The 22707-nt window shown below is 72.6% G+C and carries 24 protein-coding genes and 1 pseudogene; 15 read left to right on the top strand and 10 right to left on the bottom strand.

Features of this window, described 5'->3' with window-relative positions; genetic code table 11:
- The first annotated feature begins 9 nt into the window (after window positions 1–9).
- Both ACFY01_RS19690 and ACFY01_RS19695 read left to right on the top strand, forming a co-directional pair.
- Entirely contained in the window at window positions 10–1353 is a 1344-nt protein-coding gene (locus ACFY01_RS19690) for a M1 family metallopeptidase (RefSeq protein ID WP_390736977.1), read from the top strand.
- A 149-nt stretch (window positions 1354–1502) separates the two neighbouring features.
- Window positions 1503–1694 carry a hypothetical protein gene (locus ACFY01_RS19695; RefSeq protein WP_390736978.1) on the top strand — a complete coding sequence of 64 codons (192 nt, stop codon included), beginning with the start codon at window positions 1503–1505 and terminating at the stop codon, window positions 1692–1694.
- Window positions 1695–1723: 29 nt separating this feature from the next.
- Here the strand turns inward: ACFY01_RS19695 and ACFY01_RS19700 are convergent, their stop codons facing one another.
- A complete protein-coding gene (locus tag ACFY01_RS19700) occupies window positions 1724–2569 on the bottom strand; it encodes a hypothetical protein (protein ID WP_390736979.1) in 846 nt (281 codons plus the stop codon).
- A 319-nt stretch (window positions 2570–2888) separates the two neighbouring features.
- Here ACFY01_RS19700 and ACFY01_RS19705 point away from each other — a divergent pair, with 319 nt between their 5' ends.
- Complete coding sequence (locus ACFY01_RS19705; protein WP_390736980.1) at window positions 2889–3263, top strand: YchJ family protein; 375 nt, start codon at window positions 2889–2891, stop codon at window positions 3261–3263.
- Entirely contained in the window at window positions 3256–3474 is a 219-nt protein-coding gene (locus ACFY01_RS19710; protein WP_390736981.1) for a hypothetical protein, read from the top strand. Before ACFY01_RS19705 ends, ACFY01_RS19710 begins: the two co-directional genes overlap by 8 nt.
- 21 nt (window positions 3475–3495) lie before the next feature.
- Here ACFY01_RS19710 and ACFY01_RS19715 read toward each other — a convergent pair whose 3' ends face one another.
- A complete protein-coding gene (locus ACFY01_RS19715; RefSeq protein ID WP_390736982.1) occupies window positions 3496–4197 on the bottom strand; it encodes a FadR/GntR family transcriptional regulator in 702 nt (233 codons plus the stop codon).
- 143 nt (window positions 4198–4340) lie between these two features.
- On the opposite strand from ACFY01_RS19715, the gene ACFY01_RS19720 reads away from it, so the two are divergent.
- The 3 genes from ACFY01_RS19720 (at window position 4341) to ACFY01_RS19730 (ending at window position 7106) form a co-directional block, all read left to right on the top strand.
- Entirely contained in the window at window positions 4341–4862 is a 522-nt protein-coding gene (locus ACFY01_RS19720; RefSeq protein ID WP_390736983.1) for a gluconokinase, read from the top strand.
- A 71-nt stretch (window positions 4863–4933) separates the two neighbouring features.
- The gene (locus tag ACFY01_RS19725) at window positions 4934–6331 is read left to right on the top strand and encodes a GntP family permease (RefSeq protein WP_390736984.1); all 1398 of its coding nucleotides are present in this window, start codon (window positions 4934–4936) and stop codon (window positions 6329–6331) included.
- 10 nt (window positions 6332–6341) lie between these two features.
- Window positions 6342–7106, top strand: a complete 765-nt coding sequence (locus ACFY01_RS19730; protein ID WP_390736985.1) for an SDR family oxidoreductase — start codon at window positions 6342–6344, stop codon at window positions 7104–7106.
- Here ACFY01_RS19730 and ACFY01_RS19735 read toward each other — a convergent pair.
- On the bottom strand, window positions 7057–7464 hold the full coding sequence (locus ACFY01_RS19735) for a MerR family transcriptional regulator (protein ID WP_390736986.1): 408 nt from the start codon (window positions 7462–7464) through the stop codon (window positions 7057–7059). The genes ACFY01_RS19730 and ACFY01_RS19735 overlap by 50 nt on opposite strands.
- A gap of 59 nt (window positions 7465–7523) precedes the next feature.
- On the opposite strand from ACFY01_RS19735, the gene ACFY01_RS19740 reads away from it, so the two are divergent.
- A complete protein-coding gene (locus tag ACFY01_RS19740; RefSeq protein WP_390736987.1) occupies window positions 7524–8441 on the top strand; it encodes an NAD(P)-dependent oxidoreductase in 918 nt (305 codons plus the stop codon).
- A gap of 130 nt (window positions 8442–8571) precedes the next feature.
- Here ACFY01_RS19740 and ACFY01_RS19745 read toward each other — a convergent pair whose 3' ends face one another.
- The 3 genes and pseudogenes from ACFY01_RS19745 to ACFY01_RS19755 all read right to left on the bottom strand — a co-directional run.
- Window positions 8572–9198: a cytochrome b/b6 domain-containing protein gene (locus ACFY01_RS19745; protein ID WP_390736988.1), complete on the bottom strand. Its 627-nt coding sequence runs from the start codon at window positions 9196–9198 to the stop codon at window positions 8572–8574.
- The gene (locus ACFY01_RS19750) at window positions 9182–9907 is read right to left on the bottom strand and encodes a molybdopterin-dependent oxidoreductase (RefSeq protein WP_390736989.1); all 726 of its coding nucleotides are present in this window, start codon (window positions 9905–9907) and stop codon (window positions 9182–9184) included. The genes ACFY01_RS19745 and ACFY01_RS19750 overlap by 17 nt, the downstream gene beginning before the upstream one ends.
- A 129-nt stretch (window positions 9908–10036) precedes the next feature.
- Window positions 10037–10945: pseudogene (locus ACFY01_RS19755) on the bottom strand (hypothetical protein); the annotation flags it as partial.
- An 839-nt stretch (window positions 10946–11784) separates the two neighbouring features.
- Here ACFY01_RS19755 and ACFY01_RS19760 point away from each other — a divergent pair.
- From ACFY01_RS19760 to ACFY01_RS19775, 4 genes are read left to right on the top strand one after another with little or no spacing between them, the layout of a single operon-like run.
- Complete coding sequence (locus ACFY01_RS19760; RefSeq protein ID WP_390736990.1) at window positions 11785–12678, top strand: DMT family transporter; 894 nt, start codon at window positions 11785–11787, stop codon at window positions 12676–12678.
- A 45-nt stretch (window positions 12679–12723) separates the two neighbouring features.
- Window positions 12724–13239: an NUDIX hydrolase gene (locus ACFY01_RS19765; RefSeq protein WP_390736991.1), complete on the top strand. Its 516-nt coding sequence runs from the start codon at window positions 12724–12726 to the stop codon at window positions 13237–13239.
- 21 nt (window positions 13240–13260) lie between these two features.
- Window positions 13261–13653, top strand: coding sequence for a YidH family protein (locus ACFY01_RS19770; protein WP_390736992.1), 393 nt, complete (start codon window positions 13261–13263; stop codon window positions 13651–13653).
- Window positions 13650–13976 (top strand): DUF202 domain-containing protein, encoded by a 327-nt coding sequence (locus ACFY01_RS19775; RefSeq protein WP_390736993.1) that lies wholly within the window; start codon window positions 13650–13652, stop codon window positions 13974–13976. The genes ACFY01_RS19770 and ACFY01_RS19775 overlap by 4 nt, the downstream gene beginning before the upstream one ends.
- A gap of 21 nt (window positions 13977–13997) precedes the next feature.
- Here ACFY01_RS19775 and ACFY01_RS19780 read toward each other — a convergent pair whose 3' ends face one another.
- On the bottom strand, window positions 13998–14957 hold the full coding sequence (locus ACFY01_RS19780) for an NADP-dependent oxidoreductase (protein ID WP_390736994.1): 960 nt from the start codon (window positions 14955–14957) through the stop codon (window positions 13998–14000).
- Between the two features lie 267 nt (window positions 14958–15224).
- On the opposite strand from ACFY01_RS19780, the gene ACFY01_RS19785 reads away from it, so the two are divergent.
- Together ACFY01_RS19785 and ACFY01_RS19790 are read left to right on the top strand one after the other, a co-directional pair.
- Window positions 15225–16247 carry a phosphotransferase family protein gene (locus ACFY01_RS19785; RefSeq protein WP_390736995.1) on the top strand — a complete coding sequence of 341 codons (1023 nt, stop codon included), beginning with the start codon at window positions 15225–15227 and terminating at the stop codon, window positions 16245–16247.
- A 5-nt stretch (window positions 16248–16252) separates the two neighbouring features.
- Entirely contained in the window at window positions 16253–17467 is a 1215-nt protein-coding gene (locus tag ACFY01_RS19790) for an acyl-CoA dehydrogenase family protein (RefSeq protein WP_390736996.1), read from the top strand.
- A 773-nt stretch (window positions 17468–18240) separates the two neighbouring features.
- Here the strand turns inward: ACFY01_RS19790 and ACFY01_RS19795 are convergent.
- From ACFY01_RS19795 to ACFY01_RS19805, 3 genes are read right to left on the bottom strand one after another with little or no spacing between them, the layout of a single operon-like run.
- Window positions 18241–18834: a TetR/AcrR family transcriptional regulator gene (locus ACFY01_RS19795; protein ID WP_390736997.1), complete on the bottom strand. Its 594-nt coding sequence runs from the start codon at window positions 18832–18834 to the stop codon at window positions 18241–18243.
- Window positions 18835–18859: 25 nt separating this feature from the next.
- Window positions 18860–20527, bottom strand: a complete 1668-nt coding sequence (locus ACFY01_RS19800; RefSeq protein ID WP_390736998.1) for a class I adenylate-forming enzyme family protein — start codon at window positions 20525–20527, stop codon at window positions 18860–18862.
- The gene (locus tag ACFY01_RS19805; protein ID WP_390736999.1) at window positions 20524–21297 is read right to left on the bottom strand and encodes an SDR family oxidoreductase; all 774 of its coding nucleotides are present in this window, start codon (window positions 21295–21297) and stop codon (window positions 20524–20526) included. The genes ACFY01_RS19800 and ACFY01_RS19805 overlap by 4 nt, the downstream gene beginning before the upstream one ends.
- A gap of 122 nt (window positions 21298–21419) precedes the next feature.
- On the opposite strand from ACFY01_RS19805, the gene ACFY01_RS19810 reads away from it, so the two are divergent.
- Window positions 21420–22649 (top strand): exo-beta-N-acetylmuramidase NamZ domain-containing protein, encoded by a 1230-nt coding sequence (locus tag ACFY01_RS19810; protein WP_390737000.1) that lies wholly within the window; start codon window positions 21420–21422, stop codon window positions 22647–22649.
- Window positions 22650–22707 lie beyond the last annotated feature (58 nt).

Genomic DNA, 22707 nt, shown 5'->3' on the forward strand with positions numbered 1-22707 from the left:
GAAACAGCGGTGGCGGTTCAGCAGTCGGCGGGGCAGGACCCGTACTTCCCGGACAACGGTGACTTCCGGTACCGGGTGCACCGCTACGAGCTCGCGCTGGACTACCGCCCGGGTCCGAACCGGCTGTCGGGCACGGCCCGTATCAACGCCATAGCGGGGCGTTCGCCGCTCAGCGAGTTCCAGCTGAACCTGGCCGACTTCCGGGTGGGCCGGGTCCGGGTGGACGGCCGCCAGCCGCACTACACGCACCGGGCCGGCCGGCTGCGTGTGCGTCCCGCGAAGCCGGTCCGCGCCGGGGCCGCGTTCACGGTCGAGGTGCAGTGGTCGGGCAACCCCAAGCCGGTCACCAGCCCCTGGGGCGGGATCGGCTGGGAGGAGCTGGAGGACGGGGCGCTGGTGGCGAGCCAGCCGGTGGGCGCGCCGTCCTGGTACCCGTGCAACGACCGGCCCTCCGACAAGGCGTCGTACCAGATCTCGATCACCACGCCGTCGGCGTACGCGGTGGTGGCGGGCGGGCGGCTGCTGACCCGTACGACGAAGGCCTCGACGACCACGTGGGTGTACGAGCAGTCCGCGCCCACGTCCAGTTATCTCGTCGGGCTGGCGATGGGCAAGTACCAGACGGTGCTGCTCGGCGACCCCGGGCCGGGGGGCGTCCCGCAGCACGGGCACATACCGGCGCATCTGCTGCCCCGTTTCTCCCGGGACTTCGCCCGCCAGCCCGCGATGATGGAGCTGTTCCAGGAGCTGTTCGGCCCGTACCCCTTCGACGAGTACGCCGTGGTGGTCACGGAGGAGGAGCTCGATGTGCCCGTCGAGGCACAGGGGTTGTCGCTGTTCGGCGCCAACCACGTGGACGGGGCCCGGGGTTCGGAGCGGCTGGTCGCGCACGAGCTGGCGCACCAGTGGTTCGGCAACAGCGTGTCCATCGCCGACTGGCGGCACATCTGGCTGAACGAGGGCTTCGCCAAGTACGCCGAGTGGCTGTGGTCGGAGCGCTCGGGCGGCCGCAGCGCGCACCAACACGCCGCTTCGGCGCACCGGTTGCTGTCCTCGCTGCCGCAGGACCTGCGGCTCGCCGACCCGGGCCGCAAGCTGATGTTCGACGACCGGCTCTACGAGCGCGGCGGCCTCGCCGTGCACGCGGTGCGCTGTGCGCTGGGTGACGAGGCGTTCTTCCGGATGCTGCGCGAGTGGACGCGGCTGCACCGGGGCGGTTCCGCGTCGACGGCGGTCTTCACCGCGCACGCCGCGCGGTTCGCGGACGAGCCGCTGCACGACCTGTTCACCGCCTGGCTGCACGAGACACGGCTGCCGCCGCTGCCCGGGCCGGACGCGCGCGCGGCCGGCTGACGACGGTGTTCGGTGCCGTTCGCCGAGCGGGCGCCGAAACACCCCCGTGAGCAGGGCGTTCACCAGCGTCTTCGGGCCGCTTCGGGGTTCGGCCGTCCGGAGGCATCTCCGGGGCAGGGTGGGCTCATCTACCTAGCCAGGAGGACGGCATGCGGAAGATCATCTCTTTGCGGAGCGCGGTCATCATGGGTGCGGCTGTGGCCGCCGGATCAGTGGCGGGGAGTGCCGCGGAGGCGGTGGTTCACCTCGGACATGCGGCACCTGTCGTCACCGGGGCGGTGGCGCTGTGGTTCGCCGAGAAGCTGGACCGGCTGATCGGGGACGACGCGGACGCGGGCTGAGGCCGGTGCGGGGGCGAAGGCGGTGGCCGTCACGGGTGCCGCCCCGCTCCGTCCGCGGCGAGCCGCCGGGCCAGGGCGGGCGCGCTGTCGGCGACACAGGTGTGCAGGTACGCGGCCTCGGCGGGCGTCAGCCTGTTCAAGTCCGCCGGACGCAGTGTGGCGAGGAGCCGTGCGGCGTGTGCTGCGCACCAGGAGTGCAGGTGGAGGGCGATGGCCAGTTTCAACAGCAGCACGAACAACTCAGTGGGCGGCAGATCCGCTGTGTGTTCCGCACTGACCATCAGCGAGGTGAGTACCTCACCCAGGCTGAGGGCCGCTTGCTGATGCAGGTCGGCGGGGTTGCCCCACCCGGGCCCGGCCAGAAGCCGCCCGATGACGATGAGGAGGTCCTCGTCGGCGTAGTCGAGGCGGGCGAGTTGCCGACAGGCGCAGACGAGCAACGACACCCGTGTCGCGTCGTCCCGATCGTGCGTCTGGACTTCCAGGTCCGTCAGCATCCGGATCGCCTTCTTCACGAACATGACGGGGAGTTCCGGACTGTCGGCGGTGAGCCGACGGCTCACCAGACCGATGGCACGGGCGGGGACACCGGATCGGTGGCCGACCGCTTCGAGGGCACCAAGGCAGGTCTCGTAGCGAGTCAGGACGTCTCCCTCGGGTGCCGGGTCGCAGACGAGCAGTGCCATGAGGGCCTGGAGCACGGACACCCGCGAGCCACGGGCGTCGAAGACGATGAGGCCGCTGACCCCGTCCAGTTCGTCGAAGAGCGGGAAGGACGGCTCCACGAGCAGCTCGAAGTCGTCGTCGTACAGCGCCCGAGAGCGTCGCAGCGCGTCCCTGACCACGCCGTATGCCGCCGTGGTTCCCCGGTCCACCGAAGCCAGGAGTGGTGCTGTGGGCCCGGCGTCGTGGTGCCCCAGGGCGAGGGTGATGTCGTCGGGCAGAGGGCCGCCGGACCGGAAGACGGTACCGACGGCTCGCGTGAAGGCGTCCCAGGAGGTCGCCGTGAACTGCGACTTCCACAGCGTCGCGTGACTGCGCCAACGACGCTCTTTTCGACCTCCGCCCTCAGCGGTCGCCAGAAAGCCGCCACCAGGTCGCTGCCGGACACGCTCTCCCCCTCGCCGTGCTACCCGTGAGCGGGAGCTTACGGGTGCGGCGGCCGGGCCGGGCGTCTCACGGCACAATGAGTCCATGACCTCGCATTCCTGCCCGTGCGGGCTGTCCGAGCCGTACGAGAAGTGCTGCGGCCGCTATCACGCCGGTGCCGCCGCACCGACCGCCGAGGCGCTGATGCGGTCGCGGTACAGCGCGTTCGTGAAGGGTGACGCGGGCTATCTGCTGCGCACCTGGCATCCGCGGACACGGCCCGCGCGGCTCGACCTCGATCCGGGGACGAGGTGGACGGGTCTCGATGTGCTGGGCACCACGGACGGGTCGGCCTTCCACTCCACCGGGACGGTGACCTTCCGGGCCTCCTACCGGGGTGGTTCGCTGCACGAGCGGAGCCGGTTCGAGCGGGTGGACGGGGCGTGGGTGTACGTCGACGGGGAGTTCCCGGATGAGTGAGCGCGGCCGTGACGACGACGGCCGTGACTGGTGCGACGACGGTGATCAACTGGAAGTGGTCCGGCGGGCCGAACGGGCGACGCGGTTCGGGTGGGCGGCGATCACGGGTGTCGCAGGGCTGCTCGGCTGCGCGTTGATCGCCGTCCCCGTCGTCTTGCTGGGCGCGGTCGTCGCCTGCGCGTATGTCGTGATGGCCGCGCAGCACCCCTAGGGGCTGCCGGCAGGCGCCGGGTCAGGGCGCCAGGATGTCCAGTTCGTGGAGGGCGCCCGCGGTGATCTCCCTGGTCAGCTGTTCGGCGCGGGACGCGTCGGCGGCGCGGATCGCTTCGGCCAGCTGGACGTGGAGGGTGACGGCGGCCGGGTCGGGGTCCGCGAACATGACCTCGTGGTGGGTGCGGCCCGCGAGGACCTCGGCGACGACGTCGCCGAGGCGGGCGAACATCTCGTTGCCGGAGGCGGTGAGGATCACCCGGTGGAAGGCGACGTCGTGGACGAGGTATCCCTCGAGCCGCCGGCCGCGTGAGTTGGCCACCATGCCGAGGGCGCACTCGGTGAGCTCGGCGCACTGCTCGGCGGTGGCGTTCTTCGCGGCGAGGGCCGCCGCCACCGGTTCGACCGCGGAACGCAGGACGGTCAGCGAGCGCAGCTGGTGCGGGCGGTCGGCGCCGGCCAGACGCCAGCGGATGACCTGCGGGTCGTAGACGTTCCACTCGGACTTGGCGCGGACCGTCACGCCCACACGGCGGCGGGACTCGACCAGATGCATCGACTCCAGCACACGCACCGCCTCGCGCATCACCGAACGTGACACATCGAAGCTCTGTGCGAGCTCGTCCGTGCGCAGAACGCTGCCCGGAGGGTACTCGCCCGCGGTGATGGCGGGGCCGAGGGTGTCCAGTACATGGCCGTGCAGCCCCCGGCCCGGTGTGCTCATGCACTCAGCGTACGCGGTGGATCACTAAGCCAAAAAGTCAGACTTATTTGTCACAGACTCTTGAATTAGTCGTACCTAATCGGTTTCAGTGTCGTCGGCGTCCGTCAAAGACGTCAGATGTCGACGAAGACAGCGAGGCAGAGATGCGTACCCCCCACGTCGTCGTGGTGATGGGCGTCGCCGGCACGGGCAAGACCACGATCGGTCCGCTGCTCGCCGCCCGGCTCGGCGTCCCCTACGCCGAGGGCGACGACTTCCACCCGCAGGCCAACATCGCCAAGATGGCGGCCGGCATCCCGCTCGACGACACCGACAGGTGGCCGTGGCTCGACGCCATCGGCGCGTGGGCGCACGGGCGGGCCGGGCTCGGCGGGGTGGTGAGCTGCTCGGCGCTGAAGCGGTCGTACCGCGACCGGCTCAGGGCGGCGGCTCCCGGCATCGTGTTCGTGCACCTGGCGGGCGACCGGTCGCTCATCGAGGACCGCATGACGCACCGTCAGGGCCACTTCATGCCCACCGCGCTGCTCGACTCCCAGTTCGCCACCCTCGAGCCGCTCCAGGCGGACGAGGCGGGCGTCGTCGTCGACGTCTCCGGCGGCCCGGAGGACATCACCGAACGAGCCCTGACGGCGCTCGACGAGCTCCCCGACCCGGCCACCCGGTGACCCGGTAACCCGGCCGCCCCCACCCCCCACCCCCCACCCCTCCCCCGTCCCCCGTAACCACAAGGGAAACCGTGACCAGACTCAGCGTCGAGATGCTGGCAGCGGATGCGCCTGCGCCGATCACCTCGGCCGGCCACGCACAGCTGGGCATCGCCGTCCTGGCGGGCATCGCCGTCATCGTCCTGCTCATCACCAAGTTCAAGCTCCATGCCTTCCTGGCGCTGACCATCGGGTCACTGGCGCTCGGGGCCGTCGCCGGGGCACCCCTGGACAAGGCCATCCTCAGCTTCACCACCGGTCTGGGCACCACGGTGGCCGGTGTCGGTGTGCTGATCGCCCTCGGCGCGATACTCGGCAAGCTGCTCGCCGACTCCGGCGGGGCGGACCAGATCGTCGACACGATCCTCGCCAAGGCGGGCGGCCGGGCGATGCCGTGGGCGATGGTGCTGATCGCCTCGGTGATCGGCCTGCCGCTGTTCTTCGAGGTCGGCATCGTGCTGCTGATCCCGGTGGTGCTGATGGTCGCCAAGCGCGGCAACTACTCGCTGATGCGGATCGGCATCCCGGCGCTGGCCGGCCTGTCCGTGATGCACGGGCTGGTGCCGCCGCACCCCGGACCGCTGGTCGCCATCGACGCCGTCAAGGCCAACCTCGGCGTGACGCTGGCGCTGGGCATCGTCGTCGCCATACCCACGGTGATCATCGCCGGCCCGCTGTTCTCCAAGGTCGCCGCCCGCTGGGTGGACGTCCCGGTGCCCGACCGGATGCTGCCGCCGCGCGCCTCCGAGGAACTTCAGCGGCGTCCCGGCTTCGTGCCCACGCTGGCCACCGTGCTGCTGCCGGTCGTCCTCATGCTCGCCAAGGCGCTGGTCGACCTCACCGTGGACGACCCCGCGAACACCACCCAGCGGGTCTTCGACGTCGTCGGCTCCCCGCTGATCGCCCTGCTCGCGGCCGTCATCGTCGGCATGTTCACGCTGGGCCGGCCGGCCGGGTTCTCCAAGGAGCGGATCTCGCAGACCGTCGAGAAGGGCCTGATGCCGATCGCGGGCATCCTGCTCATCGTCGGTGCGGGCGGCGGCTTCAAGCAGACGCTGATCGACTGCGGTGTGGGCCAGATGATCCTGGACATCTCCAAGGACTGGTCGATCCCCGCGCTGCTGCTGGCGTGGCTGATCGCGGTGGCGATCCGCCTCGCGACCGGCTCGGCGACGGTCGCGACCGTCTCGGCGGCCGGTCTGGTCGCCCCGCTGGCGGCCGACATGTCGACCACGCACACCGCGCTGCTCGTCCTCGCCATCGGCGCCGGCTCGCTGTTCTTCAGCCATGTCAACGACGCCGGGTTCTGGCTGGTCAAGGAGTACTTCGGGCTGAGCGTCGGCCAGACGGTCAAGACCTGGTCGGTCATGGAGACGATCATCTCGGTGGTCGGCGGCGGACTGGTCCTGCTGTTGTCCCTCGTGATCTAGGAGTACGGCGATGACGGCTCACCCCCTCTTCGACATCGGCGGCCGCACGGCCCTGGTCACCGGCTCCAGCCGGGGCATCGGGCTCGCCCTCGCCCGCGGCCTGCTCCAGGCCGGGTGCACGGTGGTCCTCAACGGACGGCACCCCGACCGGCTCGCCGGGGCCGCGGCCGGACTGCCCGGCGACCGGGTGCACACGGCCGCGTTCGACGTGACCGACGGCCCGTCGGTGGCCGCCGGGATCGCGGAGGTCGAGGAGCGGGTGGGCCCGCTGGACATCCTGGTCAACAACGCGGGCATGCAACTGCGCGCGCCCCTGCTGGAGTTCACCGACTCCGACTGGCACCGCATCCTGGACACCAACCTCACCAGCGCATTCCTGGTAGGCCGGGAGGCGGCACGGCGGATGACGGCACGCGGCCACGGCAAGATCATCAACATCTGCTCGCTCCAGAGCGAGGTGGCCCGCCCCGGCATCGCGCCGTACGCGGCGACCAAGGGGGCGCTGAAGATGCTCACCAAGGGCATGTGCGCCGACTGGGGTCCGCACGGCGTCCAGGTCAACGGCCTCGGCCCCGGCTACATCGAGACCGAGCTGACCGGGCCCCTCGTCGAGGACGAGGAGTTCAGCGCCTGGGTGCGGCGGCGCACCCCGGCCGGCCGGTGGGGCCGTACCGAGGACCTGGTGGGCGGGGTGCTGTTCCTCGCCTCCCCCGCGGCGGACTTCGTCAGCGGGCAGGTGCTGTACGTCGACGGCGGGATGACGAGCGTCCTGTGAACGTGCCGTCCAGGGGGCGGCCGACCAGGGAGTCCAGGATGTCGCGGGCCGCCGTCAGGTCCTCGATCGTCGCCGTGATGCGGTCCCGTTCCCGGGCGATGCCGTCCAGGAGTTCGGGGCACTTGCCGACCAGGACGACGTCCGGGTCGTCGGCGCAGGGCACGATCTCCGCGATGGCCGACGTGCCGAGCCCCGCGGAGAGCAGGATCTGGATGCGCCGGACGGTCGCGACGTCCCGCTCCTCGAACTCGCGGTACCCACTCGGGCGGCGGGCCGGGGTCAGCAGCCCCTGCTCCTCGTAGTAGCGCAGGGCGCGCGGGCTCACGCCAGTGCGCCGGGAGAGTTCCCCGATCCTCATGGGACCGAGTGCAACAGGGACTTGACTCTCACGTCAACGTCATTGTGCAGCATCGCCGCATGACGACTTCGACACCGACATCCGCGACCGCAACTCCCGTTTCCCTCCTGGGGCTTGGCCCCATGGGACGTGCCCTGGCCACCGCCTTCCTGGACGCCGGTCACCCGCTGACGGTGTGGAACCGCACCCCGGGCCGGACCGGCACCCTCTCCCGGCGGGGCGCCGCCGTCGCCGACGGGGTCGAGGAGGCCGTGCGGGGCGGGCGGGTGATCGTCGCCTGCCTGCGGGACTACGCCGCCGTACGGGCCGTCCTCGACCCGCCGCCGGGCGACTGGACCGGTCGCGTGCTGGTCAACCTCGGCAGCGGGGAGCCGGCGCAGGCCCGGTCCCTGGCCCGGTGGGCGGACGGGCACGGCATCCGGTATCTGGACGGAGCGATCCTCTCCCCGACCCCCGCCATCGGGACACCGTCGGCCGCGGTGCTCTACAGCGGGAAGGCGGAGGTCTACGAGGTCGTGCGGAATGTCGTCGCCGCGATCGGCGGGACGGGCGGGTACGTCGGCGCGGACCCGGGCCGGGCCGTGGCCCACGAGGTGGCGCTGCTGGATCTGTTCGCCACCTCCGTGAACGGCCTGGCGCACGCCTTCGCGCTGGCCGGTGCCGAGGGCATCGCTCCCGGTGAACTGGCGCCCTACGCCGCCGGTATCGGCGGCCTGCTGACGGAGATGGCTCCGCGCTGGGCCGAACAGCTGGCCGCGGGGCGTTTCCCCGGCGAGCGCTCCACCGTCGCCTCGGCGGCGACGGCGCTCTCACACCTGGTCGGCACCGCCGCCGGGCACGGCCTGGACCTGGGCGCGCTGGCGTCGGCGAAGCGGGCCGCCGACCGGCTGGTGACCGCGGGCCACGGCGACGACGGACTGGCACGGCTGGCCACGGTCCAGCACGCCGACGGGGCCGAACAGGGCCGACAGGCCTGACGTGCCGCGGGCCTGACGGGTCGGACGGGCCTGAGGTGCCGTAGGTGCCAGACGTGCCGGACAGGCCAGGCGGGCCGGAGGTGCCGGACGGGCCGGGCCTGCCGGACGGGTGGGCCGGGTGGATCGAGGGTCAGGGGCGCCACAGCGGGTGTTCGCGCTCCGCCCACTCCCGGCTCACCGATCCGGTGCGCAGGCCGCGGCGGGCCTCGGGGTCGGCCAGGGCCATGCCGATGTGGCCGGCGAGGACGACACCGATGGTCAGGGCCAGCCAGTCGTGCACGAAGGTGGCACTGGTGCGCCACATCAGCGGGGTGAGGTGGGTGCACCACATCATCAGGCCGGTGCCGAGCATCACCAGCGTCGCCCCGGCGATCCAGGCGGCGTACACCTTCTGCCCGGCGTTGAACTTGGCCGCCGGCCGGGCCACGGGCCGCCGGTCGCGGCGCAGCGCGGCGCGCAGCCAGATCCGGTCGTGCGGGCCGAAGCGGTTGAGGAAGCCGAGGTCGGCGCGGAAGGCGCGGGAGGCGAGGCCGAGCAGGACCGGTGCGGGCAGGGCGAGGCCGGCGCACTCATGGATGCGCACGACCAGCTCGCGGCGGCCGACGAGGATGGCGAGCTGGGGGATGTACAGGCAGGCCGCCGTGGCGACGCACACGCCCATCAGCACGGCCGTCGTCCGGTGCACCCACCGTTCGGCCCGGCTGAAGCGGTGGATCCGCGCGCTCGGCGGGGCGGGGGTCTCAGCTCGTAGGCTCATCGGTCCGTCCGTTCGAGCGGCCCACCCAGGCGTCGACGTCGTAGCCCAGCTTCTCCCAGTAGCCCTCCTGGACGCGGTCCGTGACGGTGATGCCGGAGAGCCACTTGGCGGACTTGTAGAAGTACATGGGCGCCACGTACAGGCGGACCGGGCCGCCGTGGTCGTGGCCGATGTCCTTGTCCTGCATGCGCAGGGCGACCAGGATGTCGGGGCGGCGGGCCTGGGCCAGGGTGAGGCTCTCGGTGTACGTGCCGTCGAAGCACGTGAAGCGGATCGCCTTGGCGCCCTCGCGCACGCCGGCCGTGTCCAGCAGGTGCGCGAGGCGGACGCCCTCGAAGGGGGTGCCCGGGACGCGCCAGCCGGTGACGCACTGCACGTCCTTGACCAGCCTGGTCTGCGGCTGGGCGCGCAGGTCGGCCAGGGTGTAGGTGCGGGGGTGGTCGACGAGGCCGTCGATCTTGAGCCGGTAGTCCGTGGGGCCCTTGTGCGGGACGGAGGCGGCCACCGAGTAGTAGCGGAAGCCGCCGCCGTTCGGCAGGAGGCCGGTCAGGCCCGTCGGGTCCTTGCCGGAGACCGTGCCGAGGAAGGACTCCATGCCACGCTGAAGGGTGGGCGCGGCGATCACGCCCAGGGCGCCCAGGCCGAGAGTGCCGAGGAAGACGCGGCGGCCGATGGGGCGGCCCTCGTCCTCGGGTTGTTCGGGGTTCACCTTTTCATTCGAGCACTGTTGCGGCCCGGCGGACCAGTGATCACGGTTTCCCGTCAGGATTCCGTAATCACTTCTCATGTACGTCTCATGGAGACGCGTCGGGCGCGAGGCGCGTGGGAGCGGGCCGGGTCAGCCGCCGAGGGCCTTGCCGCGGGCCCGGCGGAAGGCGGCGCACGGGTCCTGGTACGGGTACGACCAGGGGGCCGGGGTGGCGTGCCGGCCGATGCGCCGGAACAGGGCGGCGGCCTCGGCGGTCCGCTGCTGGCAGACCATGGCGTGGGCGAGGAAGTTCAGGTCGACGTGACGGCGCGGGTGGTCGTCGTGCTCCCACTCCAGCCACCAGTCGAACGCGGCCCGTGTCGCCTGCCGGGCGCGGCTCCCCGTCCAGTGGGCGGAGTCGGCCGGGTCGGCCGGCTCCAGGCCGGCCGTGGCCAGTACGCGGTAACGCTCGGCGCGGGCGACGACGGGCAGGAGGGCGAGCGGGGAGTCGGCGGGGGCCCGGGCGGCGACGTGGTCGGCGAACTCGTACACCTCGTGCAGCGGGGCCGGGCCGCGGAGGGTGCCGCGCTCGGCGAGCCGGGCGACCATCAGGTGGTGGGCGTGGTGGTGTTCGGGGTGTCGGTCGCGCACCTCGCCGAAGATCCGGGCCACCGTGTCGTCGCTGCCGAAGGCCCGCTCGAGTAAGAGCAGGCCGAGCCACGGGGTGGGGTCGGCAGGAGGCGCCAGCGCGGCCGCCGCACGGCAGGCGTCCCGGGCCGGGCCCCGTCCCTCCTTGCCGCGCCGGGCGCGGTGGACGAGGGCCAGGGCGAGGAGCGCGGCGGCGTCGGCGGACCGGGGCTCGACGATCAGCCAGTCGCGGGCCCAGGCGGCGGCGTACGGGTTCTGGGCGAGGACGGCGATGCGGTGTCCGCGCCGGTCCCAGTCGTCCCCGGTGCGCAGCAGAAGCGCCCGGGCGGCCTGGCGGCGGCCCTGTGCCAGAGCGGCGCGGGCGGCGACGAGTTCGGTGTCGTCGTGGGCGGGATCGAAGGCGGGGACGGCGCCTCGGTCAGGCTCGCAGGCGGGCCCCGGCCCGCCGCCGGGCGCGCCACCGGTCGCCGGCACGGCCCCGAAGTCCGGTCCGCCGCCGACCGCGGACACGGCCCCGGAACCCGACATACCCAACGCGCCCGGCCCGGCCGCATTCCCGACACCCCGCCCACCACCGACCACGGCCCCAGCCCCGCGGCTCGACTCGCCGCCCGCCGCCGGGGCGGACGTGGCGTCCGGGCCGCTGTCGGGTGCGGGCTCGGCCGGGTCGCCGGTTCCGGTTGTGCGTACGGGGCCGCAGGGAGTCGCGGGCGCGGAGTCCGGCGGCTCGTCTCCTCGCCCGTCGGCGGTGTCGCGGGGCGGGTCGGGCAGGGGTTCCGGCCGGCCGGCGGGCCGTGGGTCGGTGGTGGCCCGGGGTGTGCGGGAGCGGCTTGGGGACAGCGGGGGGCCTTCCTCGGGGCGGGGCTCGTGGTCGGCGCCCGGGCGGGTGGCGGGCCGGCATCGACCGATCACTCACAGCAAACCCTCAGTCAACAGTTTCCGTCAAGCGACAACGAGGTGTTACACGCGTCAACTATCTTTCCCTGTGGGCGAGTTGTGATCCACTCGGCCACCGCAAGCGCCCCCGGGACATCGCGTCGCAGGTCACCCTGTGGCGTGTGCCATGGCGCCACCGGTCCGGCCAACGGACCATGGCAGTACGGTCTCGCCGCCGTCCACGCGTCCCCCCGGGCAGCGCGACCGAGTCAACTGCCCGGTTCCGGGTACTCCCAGGGGCAACGCCGACCCGGGAGCGCTACAGTCGGCCACTACGCACTCCGTGGCCCGGCCGGATGATCGAGGTACGCAGCGTGTCGGTTCTGGTTCTGATTCTCGCCGTGAGCGCGGCCTGTTGCCTGGGCTTCGGGTTCGTGCTCCAGCAAGCCGCCGCCCAGAAGGCACCGCTCAGCGACTTCCTGTCGTTCCGGCTGCTGCTCGACCTGATGAGAGTGCCCAGTTGGCTGGGCGGCATAGGACTGATGGTGGCCGGCATGGTCCTGGGCGCGATCGCCCTGGGCCAGGGTGAGATCTCCCTGGTGGAACCGCTGCTCGCCACCAACCTGCTGTTCGCCCTCGCCCTGTCCCGGTACCGGACCCGGCAGGTCCTCGGCCACCAGGGCTGGGCGGGGCTCGCGCTCCTCGCGGGGGGCGTGACCGCGTTCATCGTGGCCGGTCAGCCGCGCGGCGGGACCGCCGTGACCGATCCGTTCCGGCACTGGCTGATCATCGGCGTGATGGTGGGCGTCGCCCTGGTGCTGACGACGTACGCCAAACGCTCGCGGCTGAGCTGGGGCCCGGTCCTGCTGGCCTGCGCGGCCGGGCTTCTTTACGGCGTGCAGGACGCGTTGACCCGGGTGAGCGGGGAGCGTTTCTCCGCGGGCGGGCTCGCCGAGGTGTTCACCGGCTGGCAGCCGTACGGGGTGGTCGCGCTCGGCGTGACCGGGCTGCTGCTCGTGCAGAGCGCGTTCGAGACCGCCCCGCTGCGCATGTCGCTGCCCGCGCTCACCGCGACCCAGCCGCTGGCCGGGATCCTGTGCGGGGTGGGCTTCCTCGGCGACCGGCTGCGCACCGACACCGGGGCGCTGGCCTGGGAGGCGGCCGGCCTCGCGGCGATCGTCACGGGGATCGTGCTGCTGGGGCTGCACCCGGCGATGCCGCGCGGCACTGCGGAGCAGGAGCGGGCGCGGGACCTCCAGCCGCACTGACCCGGCCCGGCTCCCCGGCGGGGCCGCCCTGCTTTCATGGGGGCCATGAGCGCTGCTGACGAGATCCTCGACATCGTCGACGAGAACGACCAGGTCATCGGCCGGTCCCCGCGCGGGGAGGCCTACGCGCGGGGGCTGCGCCACCGCTGCGTGTTCATCCAGGCCCGGGACCCCGCCGGCCGGCTCTTCGTCCACCGGCGCACATCGACCAAGCTGGTGTTCCCCTCCCTGCACGACATGTTCGTCGGGGGTGTCGTCGGGGCGGGCGAGTCCTACGACGACGCGGCGCTGCGGGAGGCGGAGGAGGAACTGGGGGTGAGCGGGCTGCCCCGGCCGACGTTCCTGTTCAAGTTCCTCTACGACGGCGGGGCCGGGCGGAGCTGGTGGTCGGCGGTGTACGAGGTCCGCTGCGAGACGCCGGTGCGGCCGCAGGTGGAGGAGGTGGCCTGGTACGACTTCCTGCCCGAGGAGGAGGTGCGGCGGCGGCTCGGGGAGTGGGAGTGGGTGCCGGACGGGCTGGCGGCGTACGAGCGGCTGAGGGCGTTCCGGGCGGCCCGGTGACGCCCCGGTAGGGTCGGCCGCGTGATCGAGTTCGTACGGAACGTCCGGTTGTGGTTCGCGCCGGAGCAGGTGCGGGAGGAGGGCAGTACGCCCGACTACCGGTTCTCGCTGGCGAACGAGCGCACCTTCCTGGCCTGGCTGCGGACCGCGCTGGCGTTGATCGGCGGCGGGTTCGCGGTGGACCAGTTCCTGCCCGACCTGCGCTGGGGCTGGCGGGTCGGGCTCGCGCTGGCCCTGCTCGCGGCGGGTGTGCTGTGCTCGCTCAGGGCGGTGAACCACTGGGTGCGCTGCGAGCGTGCCATGCGGCGGGGCGAGGACCTGCCCGCCTCCCGGTTCCCCGCGGTGCTGGGCCTGGTCGTCGCCGTGGTGGCCATCGCGATGGTCGTGGTCGTGCTGGCCGGGTGGGCCGGGTGACGACCGGGCAGGACCCCGGCCGGGACCCCGGGCTGCAACCGGAGCGGACCCGGCTCGCCTGGCGGCGCACCACGCTGTCGTACGCCGTCGCCTCCGTGCTGGCACTGCGGGCCGCGCTGCACGGCGGGGCCTCGGCCACCGGGATCGTGGCCTGCGCCCTGTGCGGCGCCCTCTGGGTGGGCTTCCTGCTGGTCGCCCACCACCGCATCCGCGCGCTGGCGAGCCCGGGCGAGCGGGTGGCCGCGCTCGCTCCCCGCCACGCCCTGGCGGCGGTGCTGTGCACGGTGGCGATGGCGGTGTGCGCCGCCGCGCTCGTCGTGTAGCGCCGGAGTACCCGGAGCGCGTTACCGCCCGGATTCCGCTCCCGTCTCCTCCGACCAGTCCACGGTCACCACGATCTTGCCCCGGGTCCGGCCCTCCTGGTTCAGCCGCTGTGCGTCCGCCGTCCGCTCCAGCGGGAAGGTCTCGGACACGTGCACCGACACCGCGCCCTGTTCGGCGAGCTCGGACAGACGGCCCAGGTCCTCCGCGTCGGGGCGTACGAAGCAGTAGCGGCCGCCGTAGCCGACGACGTCCGCGTCCGCGATCGACGCCAGCCGGCCCTCGGGGGCGAGCAGGTTCGCCGAGGCCTTGAGCGCGTCGCCGCCCACGGTGTCGAAGACCGCTTCCACCCCCTCCGGGGCGAGTCCCCGTACCCGTTCGGCCAGGCCGTCGCCGTAGGCCACCGGTTCGCCGCCCAGGCCGCGCACGTAGTCGTGGTTGCGCTCGCTCGCCGTACCGATGACCCGGGCCCCGAAGTGGGCGGCGAGCTGGACGGCGATCGAGCCGACGCCGCCGGCGGCCGCGTGCACCAGGACGGTCTCGCCGCGCTTGACCTCCAGCGTCTTGACGAGCACCTGGTAGGCGGTGAGTCCGGCCAGCGGCAGCCCGGCCGCCTCCTCGTAGCTGAGGTTGCGCGGCTTGCGGGCCAGGGTGCGCACGGGGGCGGCCACGTACTCGGCGAAGGTGCCCCGCGACAGGAAGTCCTCGCGGACGTAGCCGATGACCTCGTCGCCGACGGCGAACTCGGTGACGGCCGCCCCTGGTTGCACGACGACGCCGGAGACGTCCCAGCCGGGGACGACCGGGAAGACGGCGTCCAGGGCGGCGTCCAGATAGCCCTCGCGGCACTTCCAGTCGACGGGGTTGACGGCCGCCGCGCGCACCTTCACGAGCACCGAGTCGGGACCGACCTTGGGATCGCGCAGCTCGCCGTACTCGAGGACCTCGGCTCCGCCGTAGCGGCTGTAGTGGATGCCCTTCATGTCACCGACCCTCCGGGGTACGCGGGCGCCACGCAACCGGGACTGACCCGATACGGGTTGTCCGCGTGGCAGCCTGGGGTGTCGTCGACGCCGTCGGTGTCGACGCCGTTCACGTCCCCCGGTACCCAGGAGGACGAGCGCCATGACCACCCTCGGGGAGCCGTCGGCCTATCGTGGCACCGATCACGTTTGGCCCTCCCACTGGACGACATACCGACCGGTCGGCATCATGAGTCGTATCCTGTCACCCATTCGTAGGAGCGACGTATGAGCCCCGACCACCCGCCCGGACTCGATCTCGACCGGCTGCGCGGCCTGCTCGACCGGGAGCGGCCCGGCCTGGTGACCGGCCCGCTGACCGGCCGGCTGATCGAGGGCGGACGGTCGAACCTCACCTACGCGGTCTCCGACGGCAGGTCCAGATGGGTCGTACGCCGGCCCCCGCTGGGCCATGTGCTGGCCACCGCGCACGACATGAAGCGCGAGTACCGCGTGATCAGCGCGCTGCACCCGACGGACGTGCCGGTGCCCGACCCGGTGCTGCTGTGCGAGGACGAGCAGGTGCTCGGGTCCCCGTTCTACGTGATGGAGTTCGTCGAGGGAACCCCCTACCGTACCGCCGACCAGCTCGCCCCGCTGGGCGCGGAGCGCACCCGGAACGCCGTGCTGTCCCTGGTCGACACCCTGGTGGAGCTGCACGCGGTGGACCCCGCCGAGGTGGGCCTCGCGGACTTCGGCCGGCCCGAGGGGTTCCTGGACCGGCAGCTGCGCCGCTGGGGCAAGCAGCTGGACGCCTCGCGCAACCGCGAGCTGGCCGGGATCGACGAGCTGCACGCCAGCCTCGGCCGGCAGCTGCCCGGCTCCCCCGCGCCCACCGTCGTGCACGGCGACTACCGCCTCGACAACGTCCTGATCGGCCCGGACGACACGATCCGGGCGATCCTCGACTGGGAGATGTCCACCCTCGGCGACCCGCTCACCGACCTGGGCCTGCTGGTGATGTACAGCCAGCCGCTGGGCATGCCCGAGTCGCCGGTCTCCACCACCGCCGAGGCCCTCGGGCACCCGTCCCCGGCCGAGCTGATCGAGCGGTACGCCGCGCGTTCGGGCCGGGACGTCTCGGCCGTCTCCTGGTACACGGCGTTCGCCTGGTTCAAGCTGGCCGTGATCCTGGAGGGCATCCACTACCGGTACACGCTGGGCCAGACGGTCGGGCGCGGCTTCGACCGGATCGGCGAGCTCGTCCCCGTCTTCATCCACCACGGACTGACCACTCTTCAGGAAGGCTGACCGGCATGGACTTCGCGTTCGACGCGCGCACGGAGGAACTGCGCGCCAAGCTCCTCGCCTTCATGGACGAGTACGTCTACCCGGCCGAGGCGGTCGCCGAGGAGCAGCGGGCCGCGCTGGCCTCGCCGTGGGACACCCCGGCCGTGGTGGAGGAACTCAAGGCCGAGGCCCGCAGGCAGGGCCTGTGGAACCTCTTCCTGCCCGACGCCGAGTACGGGGCGGGGCTGACGAACCTCCAGTACGCGCCGCTCGCCGAGATCACCGGACGCTCCCCGCACCTCGCGCCCACCGCGCTGAACTGCGCCGCGCCCGACACGGGCAACATGGAGGTGCTGGCGCAGTTCGCCGACGAGCAGCAGAAGAAGCAGTGGCTGGAGCCGCTGCTCGCCGGTGAGATCCGCTCGGCGTTCGCGATGACCGAGCCGGAGGTGGCCTCCTCGGACGCCACCAACATCACCACGTACATCGAGCGGGACGGCGACGAGTACGTCATCACCGGCCGCAAGTGGTACATCTCCGGGGCGATGAACCCGGACTGCAGGATCTTCATCGTGATGGGCAAGACCGACCCGGACGGGCCGGACATCCGCCGCCAGCAGTCCATGGTGCTGGTCCCCCGCGACACCCCGGGCGTCACCGTCAAGCGGGCCATGCGGGTGTTCGGCTACGAGGACCACTCCCACGGCGGCCACGCCGAGGTGGTCTTCGACCACGCGCGCGTGCCGGTGGCCAACCTGATCGGCGAGGAGGGCGGCGGCTTCGCCATCGCGCAGGCCCGGCTCGGTCCCGGCCGCATCCACCACTGCATGCGGCTGATCGGCATGGCCGAGCGGGCGATCGAGCTGATGTGCCGCAGGGCCGTCTCCCGCCAGGCCTTCGGCAAGGCACTCGCCCAGCAGGGCGTGGTCCACAACTGGATCGCGGACGCCCGGGTGACGGTCGAGCAGCTGCGGCTGCTGGTGCTCAAGACCGCCTGGCTGATGGACACCGTCGGCAACAGGGGCGCCCACACGGAGATCCAGGCCATCAAGATCGCCACGCCCCGCGCGGTCGTCGACATCATCGACCGCGCGATCCAGCTGCACGGCGCGGGCGGAGTGAGCCAGGACTTCCCGCTCGCCGAGCTGTACGCGGCTGCCCGCACCCTGATGATCGCGGACGGCCCCGACGAGGTGCACCAGCGGTCGCTGGCGCGGCGGGAGCTGAAGAAGTACCTCTGAACCACAGGGCCGGCACGGGCCGCCCGGGCGCGGCCCATACCGGTGCTCGTGACCGGGCCGGCTCGACCGGCCTCGACCGGCTGCGACCGGCCGATGACCCGATGCGGCTGTGCGGTGAGCCCGGCCGGCTGACGGTGGCGGGGCACGGCGTGGTCCTGTCGCCGCGCCGCACTCCCCCGGGCGGCCGCACCGGCCTTCCCCGGTGCCTGCTGCCCGGGCTTCGCCGTGCCTTCGTGTGGGCGGGAACGGGGGGAACGGTGACGGTGCCGGAGGAATCGCCGGGGCGGGCACAGCGGTGGAGCCGGGGGGTGAGTCTCGAACAGCTGTTGTCCGTCGTGGGCTCGGGCGCCGTGGAGCTGGAGGCGGCTTCCGGCGGTCCGGCGGTGGCCGTCTCCGGCGTCACCGTGCTGGACGTGCTGGGCCCCGAGTTCCGGCCGCGGGAGCTGCTGCGCCGGGCCGGCGAGGCCGGTGCGACGGGCGTGGTGTTCGGCCCCGGCCGCTCCGAGCGGGTCGTCGGGGCGCTGCGGGCGACGGCCGGTGGGTGCCGGCGCCCGTGTCACCCGGTAAGGGGTGCGGGGGTGCCACAGTCCGGCCGTCCGCGGCCCGACCGGGACGGACCGCTGCTCACCCAGCGCGCCGCCATCGTGTCGGCGTCGGCGGCGGCGCGGCGGGCACGGCCGTCCTGTTCTTCGAGGAGATCATCGACTTGGCCCCGGGGCCGGGACGGGTGCGCGGTCCTCCGGGCGTACGCGGTTCTCCGGCCGTACGCGGTCCTACGGGCGCAGCGCCCGCAGCAGCAGGTCGGCGAGGTGGTCGGCGACCTCCTGGGGGCTGAGCGGCCCGTCGGGCCGGTACCACGTCGACAGGTGGTGGACGGAGCCGAAGTGGTAGTCCACCACGAGGTCGGCGGGGGTCGCCGTGGAGAAGACGCCCTCCCGCTGGCCTTCCTCGACCAGCGCACGGAAGCGTTCGTGGTAGCGCCGGCGCTCGGCGCGCACCTGCTTGTTCTTCTCCGGGCTCAGGTGGTGCATGGAGCGGAAGAAGATCATCGCGTCGTCGAGGTTCTCGATGGTGGTGACCACCACGTCGGCCGCCGCCCCCCGCAGCCGCTTCTCGATGGGCTCGTCGGCGTTCGCGAACGCGTCCAGGCGCTCCTGCTGCACCCGCAGCACGCGCGCGTACACCTCGTGCAGGAGGTCGTCCTTGGAGCCGAAGTAGTGGTACAGCGCCCCCTTGGTGACGCCGGCCGCCTCCACGATCTCCTGCACCGAGGTCCGGTCGTAGCCCTGCTCGGCGAAGAGCCGAGTGGCGGCGGCGAGCAACCGCTGGGGGACGGGGGTTCCGTCTCCGTCCGTCGTCCTGGGCACTGCCGCCACCTGCCTTTCTGTAGTTCTACTTACTGTCGTGCGCGCGGGAGCGCAGTTCCCGACGCAGGATCTTCCCACTCGCCGTCTTGGGCAGGTCGGGCAGGATCTCCACCTGACGCGGGTACTTGTAGGCCGCCAGTCTCTCCTTGCAGTAGGCGGCCAGTGCGTCGGGGTCCGACTCGGCGCCGGGACGCAGGCTGATGTACGCCTTGACGGTTTCGCCACGATAGCCGTCCGGTATCCCGACCACGGCCGCCTCGCGCACTGCCGGGTGGGTGTAGAGGACGTCCTCGACCTCGCGCGGCCACACCTTGAAGCCGGACGCGTTGATCATGTCCTTCTTGCGGTCGACGACGTACAGCCAGCCCTGCTCGTCCATGAAGCCGATGTCGCCGGTGCGCAGTTCGCCGCCGGGGAAGGTCTCGGCGGTGGCGTCGGGCCGCCGCCAGTAGCCGGGCACGACCTGGGGGCCGCGCACGACGATCTCGCCCTGCTCGCCGTAGGGCACCTCCGCGCCCTGGTCGTCGACGATGCGTACGACCGTGTCGGGGCCGGGCACGCCGACGGCCAGCGTCCCGGAGACCGGATCGACGGGTGCCTCCCGGCCGGGCGGCACGCTGGCGCAGGGCGCGGTGCACTCGGTCAGCCCGTAGCCGTTGCGGATGTACGGTCCGAAGCCCGACCGGAACTTCTCCACCAGCGCGGGCGGCAGGGGCGCGCCGCCCGAGGAGATGACGCGGAAGGAGGAGAAGTGGTCCGGGGTGACGGCCGGGTGGGCGGTCAGCGCCATGAAGGCGGTCGAGGGGCCGACCGTGTAGTGCGGCCGGTGCTCGGCGAACGCGTCCAGGACGACCCCGGGTTCGAAGCGGTAGGCCAGCACCAGCGTGCCCGCGCTGTTCAGGCAGGCGCCGAGCTGGCAGACCATCCCGGTGATGTGGAACAGGGGCGCCAGCGTGAAGTAGACCGGCGCGTCGGGCAGGCCGAGGCCGGTCCGCTGGCGCTCGGCGTTGTACATGATGTTGGCGTGCGTGTTGGTGGCGCCCTTGGGGGTGCCGCTGGTGCCCGAGGTGTAGCTGATCAGGGCGATGTCGTCCGGGGCCGGGGCGCGGTCCTCGGGCGCCTTGTCGCCCTGCCGGGCGACGGTCACGAGGTCGTCGGCGTCCGCCGCCGGGGGCAGCCGCTCGAAGGAGAGCACGCGCGCGTCGTCGCGGGTCTGGAAGTCCAGCTCGCAGGCGGTGAGCACGATCCGCACGGGTGAGCCGGCGGCCGTGTTCCGCAGGTACGACTCCCAGGCCCGGTCGGCGCAGACCAGTGCGGTCGCCTCCGCGTCCCGCAGGACGTGGGAGACCTCGCCGGACTTGTACATCGGGTTGACGGGGACGACGGTCGCGCCCGCCTTCCAGGCGCCGAGCAGGGCGAGCACGAAGTGCGGGGAGTTCTGGAGCAGGATGGCGACCCGGTCGCCGCGCCCGAGGCCGCGGGCGACGAGGTGCCCGGCGACGGAGTCGCTGAGCTCGTCGGCCTCGCGGTAGGTCAGGCGGGCGTCGAAGTAGGCGAGGAAGGTGCGGTCCGGGGTCTCGGTGACCACCCGGCGCAGGGCGTGCACGAGGGAGTCGGCGGGGTCGATCGGGGCGCGCTGGGCGTCGTCGAGGAGGGCCAGCCAGGGCTTGGCCGCGTAACGGGAGCCGGTCATCGGACCTCCTCCCACTTGCGCTGGAGGTGGTTCATGCCGCCGAGCCAGCGGTCGGGGTCGGTGGCCCGGGCCCGGTAGTACTCGGCGACCTCGGGGTGCGGCAGGATCAGGAAGCGGTCCTCCTGCATGCCCTTGAACAGGGCGTCCGCGACGTCCTCCGGCTCGATCGCGGTGGGCTTCAGGACGATGTCGCCCGCGCTGCCGGTCGCGGCGAGCATGTCGGTGCGGACGCCCTGCGGACAGATCGCGTGCACCTTCAGGCCCCGGTGGCGGTAGGTGAGCGACAGCCATTCGGCGAAGGCCAGCGCGCCGTGCTTGGTGACGGCGTAGGAGGGGGCGCCGATCATGGTGAGGAGTCCGGCGGCCGAGACGGTGGAGACGAACCGGCCGCGACCGCGTTCGAGCCACTCGGGCAGCAGCGCGTGGGCCGCGCGGACGTGGGCCATCACGTTGACGTCCCAGGACAGGGCCCAGGACCGCTCGTCGAGCGGCTCGCCGGCACCCGCGTCCTCGAACGCGACGCCCGCGTTGGCGCAGTAGACGTCGATCGTGCCGCCGAGCGCGTCCCGGGCGTCGCCGACGATCGCGGAGGCGTCGCCCGGCACCGCGATCGCGCCGATCTCCTCGGCGACGGCCTCGGCCCGCCCGGCGTCCAGGTCGTTGACCACGACCCGGGCCCCCTCGGCGGCGAACCTGCGGGCCAGCGCGGCCCCGATGCCGCCACCCGCCCCGGTGACGACCACTCCCGCATCCTGCACGGCTTCCACCATCGGTCTCCTTCGACACGACGCGACTCGGCTCTGCCGGGCCAGACTAACCAGTCGGTATGTGTAAACGGAAGGGTGACCCGGCCACACTCGGCATGTACCTTCCCCCCTCACGGAGGTCACCCATGCGCCTGGCCAGACGGAGCCTTCTCGCATCGGCCACGATGGCGGCGGTGCCCGCGGCACCCGTCGCGACCGAACCCGGCAAGCGCGTGCGCACCGGATTCGACCACCTCTCGGCAGACGGCTATGCCCTCCTGTCCGGCCAGAAGGCCGGTGTCGTCACCAACCCGACCGGCGTCACCCGGGACGTCCGCCACATCGTCGACGTGATGCACGCGGACCCCCGTGTCAGGCTGACGGCGGTCTTCGGACCCGAGCACGGGTTCCGGGGCACCGCGCAGGCGGGCGGCTCCGAGGGCCGCTACGACGACCCGGCGACGGGGCTGCCGGTCTACGACACCTACCTCAAGAGCGGGCAGCCGCTGGCCGACGTCTTCACCGCGTCGGGCGTGGACACCGTCGTCTTCGACATCCAGGACGTCGGGGCGCGTTTCTACACGTACATCTGGACCCTGTACGACTGCATGGAGGCCGCCGCGCTCGCGGGCAAGCGGTTCGTGGTGCTGGACCGGCCGAACCCGGTGACCGGGCGGTCGGCCGTGGGGCCGGTGCTGCACAGGGAGTTCGCCACCTTCGTCGGCCGGCAGCCGATCGCGCAGGCGCACGGGATGACGGTGGCCGAGCTCGCGCGGCTGTTCGACGCGGAGTTCCTGGGCGGCCGGGTCGCGCCGGAGACCGTACTCATGACGGGCTGGCGGCGGTCGGAGTTCTTCGACGCCACCGGGCTGCCCTGGGTGCCGCCGAGCCCGAACATGCCGACGCCGGACACGGCCCTGGTGTACTCGGGGACCTGCCTGTTCGAGGGGACGAACCTGTCGGAGGGGCGCGGCACGACGCGGCCCTTCGAACTGCTGGGGGCGGACGGCATCGACGGACGGTGGGCGGCCGCGGTGAACGCGCTGGGGCTGCCGGGCGTGCGCTTCCGCGAGGCGTACTTCGCGCCGACGTTCTCCAAGTTCGAGGGCAAGACCGTCGGCGGGGTGCAGATCCATGTGCACGACCGGGCCGCGTACGACCCCGTGCGCACCGGGATCGCGCTCCTGGTGACCGCGAAGCGGGTCTGGAGCGGCTTCGCCTGGCGGTCCGACAACTGGATCGACAAGCTCACGGGCTCCGCGCGGGTCCGCACGATGATCGACGCCGGCGCGGACACGGACGAGGTCGTCGGTGCCTGGCAGGAGGAGCTGGCGGCGTTCCGGCGGATCCGGAAGGAATACCTCCGCTACCGGTGAGCCGCGACGTATGGCCAACCCCGTCCCCCGGTAGGACGATGCGCCCACATCGCACCAC

It is taken from the genome of Streptomyces sp. NPDC001480, from assembly GCF_042894725.1.
Taxonomy (GTDB): Bacteria; Actinomycetota; Actinomycetes; order Streptomycetales; family Streptomycetaceae; genus Streptomyces.

What these genes read in the sequence shown, in the direction of transcription:
- ACFY01_RS19695 (WP_390736978.1), top strand. Translation starts at nt 1,503, where the DNA reads ATGCGGAAGATCATCTCTTTGCGGAGCGCGGTCATCATGGGTGCGGCT.
- ACFY01_RS19705 (WP_390736980.1), top strand. Translation starts at nt 2,889, where the DNA reads ATGACCTCGCATTCCTGCCCGTGCGGGCTGTCCGAGCCGTACGAGAAG.
- ACFY01_RS19710 (WP_390736981.1), top strand. Translation starts at nt 3,256, where the DNA reads ATGAGTGAGCGCGGCCGTGACGACGACGGCCGTGACTGGTGCGACGAC.
- ACFY01_RS19715 (WP_390736982.1), bottom strand. Translation starts at nt 4,197, where the DNA reads ATGAGCACACCGGGCCGGGGGCTGCACGGCCATGTACTGGACACCCTC.
- ACFY01_RS19720 (WP_390736983.1), top strand. Translation starts at nt 4,341, where the DNA reads ATGCGTACCCCCCACGTCGTCGTGGTGATGGGCGTCGCCGGCACGGGC.
- ACFY01_RS19730 (WP_390736985.1), top strand. Translation starts at nt 6,342, where the DNA reads ATGACGGCTCACCCCCTCTTCGACATCGGCGGCCGCACGGCCCTGGTC.
- ACFY01_RS19735 (WP_390736986.1), bottom strand. Translation starts at nt 7,464, where the DNA reads ATGAGGATCGGGGAACTCTCCCGGCGCACTGGCGTGAGCCCGCGCGCC.
- ACFY01_RS19740 (WP_390736987.1), top strand. Translation starts at nt 7,524, where the DNA reads ATGACGACTTCGACACCGACATCCGCGACCGCAACTCCCGTTTCCCTC.
- ACFY01_RS19745 (WP_390736988.1), bottom strand. Translation starts at nt 9,198, where the DNA reads ATGAGCCTACGAGCTGAGACCCCCGCCCCGCCGAGCGCGCGGATCCAC.
- ACFY01_RS19765 (WP_390736991.1), top strand. Translation starts at nt 12,724, where the DNA reads ATGAGCGCTGCTGACGAGATCCTCGACATCGTCGACGAGAACGACCAG.
- ACFY01_RS19780 (WP_390736994.1), bottom strand. Translation starts at nt 14,957, where the DNA reads ATGAAGGGCATCCACTACAGCCGCTACGGCGGAGCCGAGGTCCTCGAG.
- ACFY01_RS19785 (WP_390736995.1), top strand. Translation starts at nt 15,225, where the DNA reads ATGAGCCCCGACCACCCGCCCGGACTCGATCTCGACCGGCTGCGCGGC.
- ACFY01_RS19790 (WP_390736996.1), top strand. Translation starts at nt 16,253, where the DNA reads ATGGACTTCGCGTTCGACGCGCGCACGGAGGAACTGCGCGCCAAGCTC.
- ACFY01_RS19800 (WP_390736998.1), bottom strand. Translation starts at nt 20,527, where the DNA reads ATGACCGGCTCCCGTTACGCGGCCAAGCCCTGGCTGGCCCTCCTCGAC.
- ACFY01_RS19805 (WP_390736999.1), bottom strand. Translation starts at nt 21,297, where the DNA reads ATGGTGGAAGCCGTGCAGGATGCGGGAGTGGTCGTCACCGGGGCGGGT.
- ACFY01_RS19810 (WP_390737000.1), top strand. Translation starts at nt 21,420, where the DNA reads ATGCGCCTGGCCAGACGGAGCCTTCTCGCATCGGCCACGATGGCGGCG.